Source organism: Cellulomonas sp. P5_C6 (assembly GCF_054049635.1).
The window spans coordinates 1-12,588 of the sequence record NZ_JBFULZ010000002.1; the positions used below are offsets into that span (position 1 = coordinate 1).

General features: G+C 72.1%; 15 protein-coding genes. 9 read left to right on the plus strand and 6 right to left on the minus strand.

Going from position 1 to position 12,588, the window contains the following annotated elements:
- Nucleotides 1-24: 24 nt before the first annotated feature.
- Entirely contained in the window at nt 25-447 is a 423-nt protein-coding gene (locus tag ACXJKG_RS00375) for a DUF5684 domain-containing protein (protein WP_456843771.1), read from the minus strand.
- Nucleotides 448-598: 151 nt separating this feature from the next.
- On the opposite strand from ACXJKG_RS00375, the gene ACXJKG_RS00380 reads away from it, so the two are divergent.
- The 4 genes from ACXJKG_RS00380 to ACXJKG_RS00395 all read left to right on the plus strand — a co-directional run bounded on the left by ACXJKG_RS00380 (nt 599) and on the right by ACXJKG_RS00395 (nt 4,886).
- Nucleotides 599-2,059: an APC family permease gene (locus ACXJKG_RS00380; RefSeq protein ID WP_456843772.1), complete on the plus strand. Its 1,461-nt coding sequence runs from the start codon at nt 599-601 to the stop codon at nt 2,057-2,059.
- Nucleotides 2,056-2,976, plus strand: coding sequence for a universal stress protein (locus ACXJKG_RS00385; protein ID WP_456843773.1), 921 nt, complete (start codon nt 2,056-2,058; stop codon nt 2,974-2,976). Before ACXJKG_RS00380 ends, ACXJKG_RS00385 begins: the two co-directional genes overlap by 4 nt.
- Before the next feature lie 39 nt (nt 2,977-3,015).
- Complete coding sequence (locus ACXJKG_RS00390; RefSeq protein WP_456843774.1) at nt 3,016-3,840, plus strand: SDR family oxidoreductase; 825 nt, start codon at nt 3,016-3,018, stop codon at nt 3,838-3,840.
- Between the two features lie 245 nt (nt 3,841-4,085).
- On the plus strand, nt 4,086-4,886 hold the full coding sequence (locus ACXJKG_RS00395; protein ID WP_456843775.1) for a hypothetical protein: 801 nt from the start codon (nt 4,086-4,088) through the stop codon (nt 4,884-4,886).
- Nucleotides 4,887-4,934: 48 nt separating this feature from the next.
- Here ACXJKG_RS00395 and ACXJKG_RS00400 read toward each other — a convergent pair whose 3' ends face one another.
- Both ACXJKG_RS00400 and ACXJKG_RS00405 read right to left on the minus strand, forming a co-directional pair.
- Nucleotides 4,935-5,894 (minus strand): diacylglycerol/lipid kinase family protein, encoded by a 960-nt coding sequence (locus ACXJKG_RS00400; RefSeq protein WP_456843776.1) that lies wholly within the window; start codon nt 5,892-5,894, stop codon nt 4,935-4,937.
- Nucleotides 5,891-6,481: a GNAT family N-acetyltransferase gene (locus ACXJKG_RS00405; RefSeq protein WP_456843777.1), complete on the minus strand. Its 591-nt coding sequence runs from the start codon at nt 6,479-6,481 to the stop codon at nt 5,891-5,893. Before ACXJKG_RS00405 ends, ACXJKG_RS00400 begins: the two co-directional genes overlap by 4 nt.
- A gap of 23 nt (nt 6,482-6,504) precedes the next feature.
- Here ACXJKG_RS00405 and ACXJKG_RS00410 point away from each other — a divergent pair, with 23 nt between their 5' ends.
- Entirely contained in the window at nt 6,505-7,062 is a 558-nt protein-coding gene (locus ACXJKG_RS00410) for an NUDIX hydrolase (protein ID WP_456843778.1), read from the plus strand.
- Here the strand turns inward: ACXJKG_RS00410 and ACXJKG_RS00415 are convergent.
- Entirely contained in the window at nt 7,052-7,387 is a 336-nt protein-coding gene (locus ACXJKG_RS00415; RefSeq protein ID WP_456843779.1) for a hypothetical protein, read from the minus strand. The two genes, ACXJKG_RS00410 and ACXJKG_RS00415, sit on opposite strands and share 11 nt — an antisense overlap.
- A 52-nt stretch (nt 7,388-7,439) precedes the next feature.
- Here ACXJKG_RS00415 and ACXJKG_RS00420 point away from each other — a divergent pair, with 52 nt between their 5' ends.
- From ACXJKG_RS00420 to ACXJKG_RS00435, 4 genes are read left to right on the plus strand one after another with little or no spacing between them, the layout of a single operon-like run.
- The gene (locus ACXJKG_RS00420) at nt 7,440-7,775 is read left to right on the plus strand and encodes an ArsR/SmtB family transcription factor (RefSeq protein ID WP_456843780.1); all 336 of its coding nucleotides are present in this window, start codon (nt 7,440-7,442) and stop codon (nt 7,773-7,775) included.
- On the plus strand, nt 7,772-8,227 hold the full coding sequence (locus tag ACXJKG_RS00425; protein ID WP_456843781.1) for an SRPBCC family protein: 456 nt from the start codon (nt 7,772-7,774) through the stop codon (nt 8,225-8,227). The genes ACXJKG_RS00420 and ACXJKG_RS00425 overlap by 4 nt, the downstream gene beginning before the upstream one ends.
- Nucleotides 8,228-8,273: 46 nt before the next feature.
- Entirely contained in the window at nt 8,274-9,335 is a 1,062-nt protein-coding gene (locus tag ACXJKG_RS00430; RefSeq protein WP_456843782.1) for an N-acetyltransferase family protein, read from the plus strand.
- A gap of 31 nt (nt 9,336-9,366) precedes the next feature.
- Complete coding sequence (locus ACXJKG_RS00435; protein WP_456843783.1) at nt 9,367-10,554, plus strand: MFS transporter; 1,188 nt, start codon at nt 9,367-9,369, stop codon at nt 10,552-10,554.
- Nucleotides 10,555-10,558: 4 nt separating this feature from the next.
- Here ACXJKG_RS00435 and ACXJKG_RS00440 read toward each other — a convergent pair whose 3' ends face one another.
- Complete coding sequence (locus tag ACXJKG_RS00440) at nt 10,559-11,422, minus strand: DNA-3-methyladenine glycosylase family protein (protein ID WP_456843784.1); 864 nt, start codon at nt 11,420-11,422, stop codon at nt 10,559-10,561.
- Nucleotides 11,423-11,457: 35 nt separating this feature from the next.
- A complete protein-coding gene (locus ACXJKG_RS00445; RefSeq protein WP_456843785.1) occupies nt 11,458-12,561 on the minus strand; it encodes an AI-2E family transporter in 1,104 nt (367 codons plus the stop codon).
- Nucleotides 12,562-12,588 lie beyond the last annotated feature (27 nt).

The window sequence follows — 12,588 nt, forward strand, 5'->3', positions numbered from 1 at the left end:
GGGTGCGGCCGTCTCAGGACGCGCTCAGGCGGTGGCGTACCCCGCGAAGGGCTCGCCGCCGGTGGAACCGACGTACGGCTTGGAGTCGTAGCCGAGGATGTACAGGAAGATGATGCTGAGGAAGAGCAGCCCGACCGTGAAGCCGGCGCCGTGGCCGAACGAGGTCGACAGGCCGTGGTAGATCAGGACCGCGATGACGATGTTCACGATCGGGATCAGGAGCAGGATGATCCACCAGATCGGGCGACCCGAGACCTTGATCAGGACGATCGTGGACCAGATCGGGATGAACGCCTGCCACACGGGCTCGTCGGCCTTCCTGAAGACGCCGAGGAGCGCGAAGGAGTAGATCAGGTAGCTGACGATGATGGCCCCGACATAGATGCCGATGAGGTTCCCGGCGGACGTCGTCGTGGTGGCCACCTCGGTGGCGAGTGAAGTGATCATGCGCGGACAGTAGCGAGGAACCTGCCCCGTCGTGGGCGGTTTGGGCGACCGTCTCGGCTGTCAGATTGCTCCCGGTACGGGCTCCTCTTACGGTTGCCAGGACACACGGCGACGGCCCGGGCACGTGGGCCCCCTCGGAGAGGCCCGCCCCATGAGCGTTCCGCAGGTGTCCCTCAGAGCACAGATCTGGCGCAAGAAGCCGATCACCGCGGCGACGGTGACGTCGAGCGAGGGCCTCGAACGGTCGCTCGGCACGTTCACGCTCATGATGTTCGGCGTCGGCTCGACCGTCGGTACGGGTGTCTTCTTCGTCATGCACGAGGCGGTCCCCGACGCCGGCCCCGCGGTGATCATCTCGTTCCTGCTCGCGGGCCTGGCGGCCGGGCTCTCGGCGCTGTCCTACGCGGAGATGGCGTCGGCCGTCCCCGTCTCCGGCTCCACCTACTCCTACGCGTACGCGACGCTCGGCGAGGTGGTGGCGATGGGCGTCGCGGCCTGCCTGCTCCTCGAGTACGGCGTCTCGACCGCGGCGGTCGCGGTCGGCTGGAGCGGCTACCTCAACCAGTTGCTGCACAACCTCGTCGGGTGGCAGATCCCGAACGTCCTCTCGGCGGCGCCGTGGGACGCCGACCCCGGGATCATCAACCTGCCGGCGCTGTTCCTGGTCGCGATGTGCGCGCTGCTGCTGATCAGGGGCGCGTCCGAGTCCGCCAAGGTCAACGCCACCATGGTCGTGATCAAGCTGGCGGTCCTGGTGATGTTCGTGGCGATCGCGTTCACCGGCTTCAACGCCGACAACTTCTCGGACTTCGCCCCCAAGGGCGTCGCCGGGATCACCGCCGCGGCGGGCACGATCTTCTTCACGTTCATCGGCCTCGACGCCGTCTCGACCGCCGGGGACGAGGTCCGGGACCCGCAGAGGACGATGCCGCGCGCGATCCTCGGGGCCCTGGCGATCGTCACCACCATCTACGTCCTCGTCGCCGTGTCCGCCCTGGGCACCCAGCCCTGGCAGGAGTTCGGCGACGCCGCGCAGGGCGAGGCCGGGCTGGCCAAGATCCTGCAGGACGTCGTCGGCGCGAGCTGGCCGGGGACGATCCTGTCCGCCGGCGCGGTCATCTCGATCTTCTCCGTGACCCTGGTGACGATGTACGGGCAGACGCGCATCCTGTTCGCGATCGGTCGCGACGGGCTGCTGCCCAAGCAGTTCGCCAAGGTCAGCCCCCGCACGCACACGCCGGTCAACAACACGGTGATCGTCGCGATCGTCGTCGGCCTGCTCGCCGCGTTCATCCCCCTCGACTACCTGTGGGACCTCGTGTCCATCGGCACCCTGGCCGCGTTCATCGTGGTGTCCCTCGGCGTGCTCATCCTGCGCCGGACTCGGCCCGACCTGCCCCGCGGCTTCAAGGTCCCCGGCTACCCGGTCACGCCGGTGCTCGCCATCGCCGCCTGCCTCTACATCCTGTCCGGCCTGCACTGGTACACCTACGCGTGGTTCCTGCTCTGGCTCAGCGTCGTGCTGGCGTTCTACTTCCTGTGGGGCCGACGACACTCCGTGCTCGAACGCGCGATCGAGCTGGGGATCCTGCAGGACGAGGACGTGCGGTGACGATCGTCGTCGGCGCCAACCCGTTCGGGGACGCCCACGGCGCGATCGACCTGGGGGTCACGCTCGCGCGCACGCTGCCGGAGGCCACGGGCGCGAACGTCCTCGTCATCGCCACCGTCGTGCCACCCGGGTGGGTGTTCCCGTCCATGGCCAAGGTGGACGGCGAGATGCAGGAGTGGGTCCAGGCGCGTGCCGACGAGGCCGAGGCCGCGGCGCTGGAGTTCCTCGAGGACCGCGCCGAGGGTCTGACCATCGAGTTCGTCCGGCTCCACGAGCGCTCGACGCCCCGGTCGCTCGCCGCCCTCGCGGAGTCCCGGGACGCGACCGCCCTGGTGCTCGGCTCGTCGCCGGACGGGCCCGAGGGCCGGGTCGTCGTGGGGTCGACGGCCGACTACCTGCTGCACTCGTCACCGGTCCCGCTGGCGATCGCCCCGAAGTCCTACCGCTGCGTCCCGGGCCCGACGGGCGTCGCCGCGCACCGTCTCACCTGCTCGTTCAGCGGCTCCCACCTCGCCGGCGCGGCCGTCCGCTGGGCAGCCCGCCTGACGCGCGAGATCGACGTGCAGCTGCGGGTCTGCTCGTTCGGCGTCCGGTCCGCGACGATGTACCCGCCCGAGATCGGCACCGACATCGAGTCCGAGGTGAACGAGCAGTGGCGCGCGCAGATGGTCGAGGCGCAGGCCGCGCTGCGGGCCCGGCTCGGTGACGCGCTCGACGACGACGTCGCCCTCGTGGTCGCCACCGGCACCAGCTGGTCCGAGGCGCTCACCTCGGTCGACTGGACCCCGAACGAGCTGCTCGTCCTCGGGTCGTCCAGCGCGAGCGCCCTGCGCCGGGTCTTCCTGGGGACCAACGCGACGAAGATCATCCGGCACTCGCCGGTCCCGGTTCTCGTCGTGCCGCACGACGAGCTCTGACTTGCGTTCGAGCGCACTCGACGTCCTAGCGTCGTCGGCATGACACAGAAGACCTGGTTCCTCACCGGCACGTCCCGCGGCTTCGGCCTGGAGTGGGCGACCGCCGCCCTCGAGCGCGGCGACCGCGTGGCTGCCACCGCGCGGGACGTCTCCTCGCTCGACGGGCTGGTCGAGCGGTTCGGCGACGCCGTCCTGCCGATCGCCCTCGACGTCACGGACCGCGCCGCCGACTTCGCGGCCGTGGCGCAGGCGCACGACCACTTCGGGCGGCTCGACGTCGTCGTCAACAACGCCGGCTACGGCCAGTTCGGCTTCACCGAGGAGCTCTCCGAGGCGGAGCTGCGCGACCAGATGGAGACCAACCTGTTCGGCGCCTTCTGGGTCACCCAGGCCGCGCTGCCGTTCCTGCGCGCGCAGGGCAGCGGGCACATCATCCAGGTCTCGTCGATCGGCGGGATCTCTGCGTTCCCCAACATCGGCGCCTACCACGCGTCGAAGTGGGCGCTCGAGGGGTTCAGCCAGGCACTGGCCCAGGAGGTCGCCGGCTTCGGCATCCACGTCACCCTCGTCGAGCCCGGCGGCTTCTCGACGGACTGGGGCGGCTCGTCGGCCCGCCACGCGACCCCGATCGCGGCCTACGACGAGGCCCGGGCGGCGATGGCCGAGGCGCGCGCGACGCGCATCGGGACGCCCGGCGACCCGACGTCGTCGGCCGCGGCGATCCTGCGGGTCGTCGACGCCGAGCAGCCGCCGCTGCGGGTGTTCTTCGGCGCCTCGCCGCTGGGCACCGCGAAGGCCGACTACGCCTCGCGGATCGCCACGTGGGAGCAGTGGGACGACGTGGCGCAGCTGGCCCAGGGCTGAGGAACCCCCAGGTCGGGGGACTTTTGTCCCTCGTGGCGTCCTTGGAAGTGACATAACGTTGAGTCATTCGCCGAACCGCACACCAGTGCAGCCGGCGGACCCCGCACCGGCTCATGCCGAGCGGAATCGCCTCTGCTGATCGCTCGGACCGAGCGCCGCCGGGGCAACGCGATGTCCCTTGCCCCGCCCGGGGCTGCCACGCCGCGCCCACACGCGGGCACGCGCGACACCCACAGAGGAGCACCATGACCACCCCCGAGAGCCCCCTTCCCGAGGTCCCCGTCGACCCGTCGACGCCGATCACCAAGGCGGACGCGAAGCGCCAGGCCCGTGAGGCCAAGGCAGTCGCGAAGGCCAACCGCAACTGGTTCGGCCGCCACAAGATCCTCACCGGAATCGGTGGCGTCGCTGCACTCGCCATCGTCCTCAGCGTCGCCACCCACGGCGGCGGCGACGACCCGGCGCCGACTGCGGACACCACCGTCGAGGCGCCCGTCGCGGCGGCCGTCGAGGACGCCGCCGAGACTGAGACCCCGGCACCCGCCCCCGCGGAGGAGGCGCCGGCCGGCATCACCGGCGGCGACCACATCGTCGGGACCGACATCGCCGCCGGTCAGTACCGGGCGACGGTCGACGACTCGTTCTTCGACCTGTGCAGCGTCACGCAGAAGAACGGCGACGACATCCTCGACATCCGTACGGCGAACGAGGGTGCCGTCATCTTCACGGTGCAGGACGTCGCCGGGTCGGTCGTGTCCTTCGACGGCTGCTCGACCATCGTCTCCACCGCCGAGGTCCCCGGTGTCGCCCCGGACCAGCTGGGCAACGGCGACTGGCTCGTCGGCAACGAGATCACGGCCGGTCAGTACTCGGCCGCCGTCGACACCGACGCGATCATCGTCCTCGGCAGCGTCACTCAGACGAACGGGACCGAGATCCTCGACATCACCACCGGTGACACCGGCAACGTGGTCTTCACGGTGAAGGACATCCCCGGCTCGGTCGTCTCGTTCTCGGGCGTCAAGGACATCACCAAGGTCGCCTGACCATCAACGACAGCCCCGTCCGGCTTCGAGCCGGGCGGGGCTTCGTCGTCACTGCTCCCGAGCCGAACCGGTCTCGTCGCTCACCGCCACGCACACCCACAGGGCGTCGGGCCGGACGGTCACGTCGAGAGTGTCGGACGGGTCGATGACGTCGCCGTCCAGCTGGCGGGGCTGGGGGCGGTCGCTGGTCACGGTGATCCGCGACCCCCGCAGCACCTCCATGTTGGGCACGCGGTGGCGGCCCGGGCGCAGGACGCCGAACGCCAGCTGGATCCAGTGACCGAGGTTGCGCGGCGCGAGCACCGCGACGTCCATCTGGCCGTTGTCGGGCTCGGCGTCGGGCAGCAGGTTGACGCCGCCCTGCAGGCGTCCGACGTTGCCGACGACCACCGTGCGGGCCCGGCGGCGCAGGACGGGGTAGTCGTCGACCTGGACCTCGACCTTCATCTCCGCGTCGTTCAGGTGCTTGAGCGCCGAGTAGACGTAGGCSACCGGGCCGAGCACGGCCTTGAGCTTGGTCGGGGCGTCGTCGACCATCGCCGCGTCCAGGCCCATGCCGGCCATCACCGCGAACGCCTGGTCGCCGACGTACCCGAGGTCGATGGTCCGACGGCCGCGCTCCAGCGCCAGGCGCACGCCCTCGACCGGGTCCGTCGGGATCTCCAGGTTCGCCGCCAGCAGGTTGCCGGTGCCGCCGGGCAGGACGGCGAGCGCGGAGTCGCTGCCGGACAGGCCCTCGATGGYGGCACGGACCGTGCCGTCGCCGCCGGCCACGAACACCACGTCCGCGCCGTCGGCCACCGCCTGCCGGGCCTGGCCTGTGCCGGGGTCCTCAGCGGTCGTCTCCAGCCACCCCGGCTCGGGCCACCCGGCGTCGGCCAGCTGCTCCCTGATCTGCGCGCGGAGCTCGTCGAGACCCTCGACGCGGTTGGCGTTGACGATCACCGTCGACGTGAGCGGGGCGTGGTCGAGGCGGTGCTCGGCGGGCGTCGTGCTGGGGGTCGTCACGTCGGTGAGTCTCCCCCGGGGTCTGTCGACCGGCCACTCGAGACCCAGTCCTGCCGGCGCAGGCGGTAGTAGACGGTGCGCCGCAGGGGATGGCCCTCCGCGATCGTCGGCCAGTCGAAGTCGTCGGCGGGGTCCCGGGTCATCCCGAGCCGGCGCATCACGGCCTGCGAGCGCAGGTTCGTCGGGACCGTGAAGGAGGCGATCTCGTCGAGCCCGAACTCCTCGAAACCCACCCGCACCGCCTCCCGTGCCGCCTCGGTCGCGTACCCGTACCCCCACGCCCAGCGCGGCAGCCGCCAGCCGACCTCCGTCAGCGACATGTCCCACACCGGCCGCGCCAGCCCGGTGAACCCCGCGAACCGGCCGGCGTGCTCACCGGCCGTGACCTCCAGCGCCCACAGGCCCCAGCCGTTCTCGCGCATCCGCTGGTCGATCCGGTCCGCCATCGCGTCGCTCTCGGCTCGCGACAGCGTCGCCGGGAAGTACCGCATCACCTCGGGGTCGGCGTTCAGCTCCGCGAACGGCTCCCTGTCCTCCTGCCGCCAGCGGCGCAGGATCAGGCGTTCGGTGCGATGTTCGAGCGTCACCCCAGGCACCGTACGCTGCCCCGGTGATCGCCGCCGTGCTCGACGCCTGGACGCCCTCGTCGGCCGCGCAGCGCGTGCTGCTGGACGAGTACCGGGCCTTCGTCGCCGCCTCCGGCACCGCCGCGGTCGACCGGTCGCTTGCACCCGAGCACCTCACCGCCAGCTGCTTCGTGCTCACGCCCGACCACGCGCGCGTCCTGCTCTGCTTCCACCGCAAAGGCCAGTTCTGGGTGCAGCTGGGCGGGCACCTCGAGCCGGACGACGCGTCGTTGGCGGCCGCCGCGATGCGCGAGGCGCGCGAGGAGGGCGGGATCGATGCGCAACTCGAGAGCCGGCTCCCCGCCGACCTGCACCGCCATGAGCTGGCGGCGGCGTTCGGGTCCTGCCGGGTGCACTGGGACGTCGGGTTCGTCGCCTACGCACCGGCGTCGTCGGCACCCGTGGTCAGCGACGAGAGCGAGCAGGTGGCCTGGTTCGACGTCGACGACCTGCCGGCCGGCACGCCCGACGACGTCGCCGAGCGGCTGCGGACCGTGCTCGGCGAGGTGCGAGCGAGAGCGGGCGCTCCGTCTAGCCCGTGACAGTCGAGACGGAGACACTGCCGCCGGTCATCGCGCCGGAGAGGCAGTCGAGGACCCGGCGTAGGTCCACCGGCGTGGCCTCGGGGACCGTCTGCGCCGAGACGTGGGAGACGGGCAGGTCGGCCGTCATGATCCCCTCGGTCAGCGCCGGGTCGTCCAGGCAGCCGCTCCAGTCGCCGTCGGGGTACTGGAGGGTCACGAGCCAGGGACCCTCCGCCGGGATCGCCGCCGGGCGCGAGCCGAGCCCCGCGAGCGCGGACAGCGCGAGGCCGATGGCGACGAGCAGCGCGACGACGGCCCCGAGCCTTCCTCGCACCGCACGCATGAGCCGATCCTAGTCATTGCACCATTCGGTTCAGTGTCGTATGGTGAACCACATGGTTCAGCATGAGACTCTCGACCGGATCTACTCGGCCCTCGCCGACGGGACCCGGCGCGACATCCTCACCCGGCTCGGGCAGGGACCCGCCAGCATCGGGGAGCTCGCCGGCCCGCACGGGATGAGCCTCACCGGCATGAAGAAGCACGTCCAGGTCCTCGAGGACGCCGGCCTGGTCACCACCGAGAAGGTCGGCCGTTCGCGGCAGTGCCGGCTCGGGGAGGAGCGACTGGACGACGCCATGGCATGGATCTCCTTCTACCAGCGGCTCTGGGAGCGTCGGCTCGACGGTCTCGAGGCCTACTTCACCCTCCAGAGAGGCACGGACCGATGACCACCACCGACACCCTCGAGCTGCGCACCACCCGCGTCCTTCCCGCGACGCCGGAGGAGGTGTTCGACGCCTACACCGACCAGGAGAAGCAGACGATCTGGTTCTCGATCCTCGACACCACACCCGGCATCGTCGAGATCACCGTGGACCTGAGGGTCGGCGGCCGGCAGACCGCCGTCTGGGGCCGGGACGCCGACAGTCTGTTCCGCGAGACCCAGACGTTCCTCGTCATCGACCGCCCGCACCGCCTGGTCACCGAGTCGTCCGGCAGCAGCCCCGACGGCATGACCATGACCACGCACATCGAGGTCACGTTCGAGGCGGTCGACGGCGGCACCCTGATGAGCGTCGTGCAGACCGGGTTCCCGTCCGTCGAGGTGCGCGACTTCTTCGCCGAGCACGCCTGGAACGGCGCGTTCGACCRCATCGCGGCGTTCCTGGTGCGGGGCTGACGCATTCACGTTGCCGCTGGGCGGGGGCTCCGACGAGGCTGACCGGATGATCGACATCGTCGCCGTCCCCGCCGACCCCGACCACCCCGACGCGTGGACCGTCGAGGGATCGGTCCTCGTCGGCGACGCCATCGACGCCGAGATCCACGGCACGACGGACTTCGCGCTCGACGTCCCGACCACCCGCGCGACGCTGCTCGAGCCCCACCGCAAGGTCCACCGGCTCGTCGCGGTCCCCCGCGGCTCCACCGACGTCGTCGGCCGCGCGATGGTCGGCCTGCCGCTGGTGGGCAACGCGCACGTCGCCGTCGTCTACGTCGGGGTGCACCCGGCGTGGCGACGTCAGGGCATCGGGTCCGCGCTGTTCGATGCGGGGCTGCAGCTCGCGCGCGAGGCCGGCCGTCGGGTCGTCCTGTCGGACTCGTCCTACGCCGTCGAGCCCTCGCCGGGACCGGACGCGATCGCGTCGCCGACCGGCAGCGGCCGCATCCCGGCCGACCACGACGCGACCCGGTTCGCGCTGTCCCGCGGCTTCACGCTGGAGCAGGTGGTCCGGCGCTCCGTGCTCGACCTCCCGGTCCCCGCGGCGGTCGTCGACCCGCTGCGACAGAACCCCGGCGCCGACTACCGCGTCCACACCATGCGGGACGCCTACGACGAGCGTTGGATCGACCAGCTCGCCGTCCTGCGGACGCGGATGAGCACCGACGCGCCGCACGCCGGGCTCGAGCTCACCGAGGACCCCTGGGACGCCGACCGGGTCCGGGCCGCCGCCGACGACGTGCACGAGCGCGGGCAGGGCTTCCTCTCGGCGGTCGTCGAGCACGTGCCCAGCGGCACGCTTGCCGGGTTCTCCGAGGTCGAGTACCCCGTGGGCAAGCCGGCGGTCGTCTTCCAGGGCGACACCCTCGTGCTGCGCGAGCACCGCGGCCACGGGCTCGGCATGCTCGCGAAGATCGCGGTCCTCGACGCCCTCCCGGCCGTCCGCCCGCAGGCGGCCCGCATCCACACCTGGAACGCGCAGGAGAACCGGCACATGCTCGCCATCAACGTGGCGCTCGGGTTCCGCCAGGCGAGCGTCGACGCCGAGTGGCAGCGACCGCTCTGACGGCGTCACAGGCTCGTGCGAGCATCTGGACGTGACCCGGACGGACCAGACCACGTGGCAGCCCGGGTCGCTGCGCGCCGCGACCGGGGGGCTGGTCGCGCTCACGCTGGCCACCTTCGTGGCCATCACCACGGAGCTGGTGCCCGTCGGGCTGCTGCCGCAGATGAGCGCCGACCTCGGCGTGACCGAGTCGATCGCCGGCCTGCTGGTCACCGTCTACGCGTTCATGGTCGCGGTGCTCGCGATCCCCCTGACCCTCGGCACCCGGCGGCTGCCCCGCAAGGGGCTGCTGCTGGTGACGCTCGCCGCCTACACGGCCAGCAACGTGCTCGTCGGCGTCGCACCCACGTTCGGCGTCGTCGCCGCCGGGCGCGCGCTGGGCGGCATCGCGCACGCGCTGTTCTTCTCGCTGAGCATCGGGTACGCGTCCCGGCTGGTGTCGCCGCAGGTCACGGGCCGGGCGCTCGCGCTCGTGACGGCCGGGGCCTCGGCCGGTCTCGTGCTCGGCGTGCCGCTGTCCACCGCCCTGGGCATCGCCGTCGGGTGGCGCAACGGGTTCCTCGTCCTGGCCGCGGCCTGCGGGATCGCCACGGTCCTCGTCGCCACGCTGCTGCCCGGCGTCTCGTCCGACGACGCCCCGCACGCCGACGACACGCAGACCGCACGCCGCGCCCGGCTCGGGATCGTGTCGGCCTCCAACACGCTCACGTACCTCGGCCAGTACGTCGTCTACACCTACATCTCGGTGATCCTGCTGGCCACCGGCCTGCGCGAGACGGCGGTCGGCCCGGTCCTGCTCGGCCTCGGGGCCGTCGGGCTGCTGGGCACCGCGTACGCCGCCACCGCCCTGGACCGGCACCCGCGGCGCGGCACCGTCGTCGTCCACGCGGGCATGGCCCTGGGCCTGGTCGGGCTCGGCCTGGCGTTCCCGACGACGACCTGGGTGCTCGTCGCCGGCGCGGTCTGGTGCGGGTCCTTCGGCGCGATGGCCTCGGTGTTCCAGACGGCCGCGATCCGTACCCGCGGCGGCTCGCCCGACATCATCGGCGCGCTGGTGAACTCGACCGCGAACATCGGCATCGGCGGCGGCGCGGCCCTCGGCGCCCTCGTGCTCGTCGGACCCGGGCTCGGCGCCCTGCCCTACGTCGGCGCCGGCCTCGTGGCCGCGAGCCTCGTCGTCATCCTGGTGTCCCAGCGGGCGTTCCCGGCGCAGCCGTAGCCGGTCAGACCCCGGACGCGCGCATCGCGACCGCGACCCAGGTCCGCCAGGGCCGCCACGCCTGCGCCACCTCCGCCAACCGCTCGGGCGACAGGGGCTCCTCCTCGCCGAGCGCGCGCGCCGCGGCGGCCCGGACCATCGGCTCGTTCACCGGAAGCTCGTCGGTGTGCCCGAGCGCTCGGACCGTGACCAGCTCGGAGTAGAACGGGCCGATCCCCTCCAGCCGCTGCAGCTGCGTCGCGGTGTCGGCCGGGTCCTGGGCGCGGAGGGTCGCGGTGTCGAGCCGACCGTCGAGCGCGGCCTGCGCGACGCCGCGCATCCGGTGCAGCTTGGGCTCCGGGATGCCGGGGAACTCGGCCAGCGCGAGCACGGCCTCGGGCAGCGGGACGGCGGCGAGCTGCTCGCCGGCCACGTCGAACACCCGGCCGTGCGCCTGCGACAGCGCCGCGCGGACCGCGATCATCTGGCGCAGGGGTCGACGTGCGGACAGGACCGACCACAGCAGCGCCTCGTAGGCCGAGTAGAACAGGGGCGGACGCAGACCCGGCCGGCGGGACTGGACCGCACCGACCAGCGGGTCGCGCGCGCCCAGCTCGTCGTACCCCGTCGCGTCGACGTCCACGGAGAGCACCCGCGCGACGTGCGCCGCCACGAGGGCGGGGTCGGCCCCGCCCTGGACCTCGCAGCGCAGGACCGCCGCGGAGGGCTGCGTGACCGCGGCGGCGACCTGCGTGCGATACCCGTCGAGGCAGAACGCGAGCCGCATCACGGACCCGTCGGCGGCGTCCCGCTGGCCGAACCCGAAGCGGATGCTCTGCGCAAGGTCGAACCGTCCGTGCAGGGGGATCTCGACGACGTCGGAGGCCATGACCCGAACGCTAGGCCCGAACGCCCACACGCGGCTCAGCCGGCGACGCGCTCCGGCTCGGGTTCCTCGACCGCCGGCACCTCGGCCGCCGGCTCCACGGCCTTCGGCAGGTCCTCGCCGGACAGCCACGAGTACCAGGCGGTCTGCGGACCGCCCTGCAGCAGGACGGCCCGGGTCAGGAGCGTGAGCGGCACGGCGAGGATCGCGCCGAGCGGCCCGATGATGAACGTCCAGAACAGCACCGACACGAAGCTCAGCGTCAGCGTGATGTTCACGGCGTCGGCCACGAACTTCGGCTGGATCAGCACCTGCAGCGTCACGTTGACGGCGCTGTAGATCGCGACCACCGCGAGCGCCAGCGGCCAGCCGCCCACCACGAACGCGAGCAGGGTGGGGGGGATGACGCCGATGACGAACCCGATGTTCGGGATGAAGTTGGTGACGAACGCGAGGATCGCCCAGACGGCCGGCGCGGGGACCCCGAGCGCCCAGAGCGCGAGCCCGTCGACGACCGCGACGACCGCACCGAAGGACGCGCTGACGACGAAGTAGCGGCGGACGCCGATGTTGAACGTGGTGGCCCGCCCGAGCACGCCGGCCTGCGTGTCGCCGAACTGCACGTGCGCGCCGTCGTAGCGGGCCGCGTCGACGGACATGAAGATCACGTAGGTCACGACGACGAACAGCGTCGTCAGGACGCCGACCACGGCCCCGCCGAACTTCGTCGCAACCCCCAGCAGCTGCGACGGCTGCAGGGCGTCCGTGATGGAGTTGACCGCGTCCTGGTCCACACCGATCGACGCGAGCCACGCGGTGACGTCGGTGATCGACGACTGCAGCTCCGTCAGGTAGTCCTGGACGAGCCCGCCGAACTGGATGCCGGCGAACACCAGCATGGCGATCAGCGCGAGCAGGATCAGGTACACGACGACGATGACCATCGTGGTGGCGGCCGCGCGGTGCCAGCCCCGCCGCTCCAACGGGTGCCGGATGGGGTGCACGATGATGACGAGCACCGCCGCCAGGAACAGGGGAGCGAGCACGTCGCGGGCGGCGTGGAGCCCGGCGAGCGTGACGATCGCGGCGGAGAAGAACAGGAGCGTGCGGGTGGAGGGCGCGAGTCCCTGGGGCGAAGCCATCGAGCGCACGTGCTCCTTCGACGAGGG

What these genes read in the sequence shown, in the direction of transcription:
- ACXJKG_RS00375 (WP_456843771.1), bottom strand. Translation starts at nt 447, where the DNA reads ATGATCACTTCACTCGCCACCGAGGTGGCCACCACGACGACGTCCGCC.
- ACXJKG_RS00380 (WP_456843772.1), top strand. Translation starts at nt 599, where the DNA reads ATGAGCGTTCCGCAGGTGTCCCTCAGAGCACAGATCTGGCGCAAGAAG.
- ACXJKG_RS00390 (WP_456843774.1), top strand. Translation starts at nt 3,016, where the DNA reads ATGACACAGAAGACCTGGTTCCTCACCGGCACGTCCCGCGGCTTCGGC.
- ACXJKG_RS00395 (WP_456843775.1), top strand. Translation starts at nt 4,086, where the DNA reads ATGACCACCCCCGAGAGCCCCCTTCCCGAGGTCCCCGTCGACCCGTCG.
- ACXJKG_RS00415 (WP_456843779.1), bottom strand. Translation starts at nt 7,387, where the DNA reads ATGCGTGCGGTGCGAGGAAGGCTCGGGGCCGTCGTCGCGCTGCTCGTC.
- ACXJKG_RS00420 (WP_456843780.1), top strand. Translation starts at nt 7,440, where the DNA reads ATGGTTCAGCATGAGACTCTCGACCGGATCTACTCGGCCCTCGCCGAC.
- ACXJKG_RS00430 (WP_456843782.1), top strand. Translation starts at nt 8,274, where the DNA reads ATGATCGACATCGTCGCCGTCCCCGCCGACCCCGACCACCCCGACGCG.
- ACXJKG_RS00440 (WP_456843784.1), bottom strand. Translation starts at nt 11,422, where the DNA reads ATGGCCTCCGACGTCGTCGAGATCCCCCTGCACGGACGGTTCGACCTT.
- ACXJKG_RS00445 (WP_456843785.1), bottom strand. Translation starts at nt 12,561, where the DNA reads ATGGCTTCGCCCCAGGGACTCGCGCCCTCCACCCGCACGCTCCTGTTC.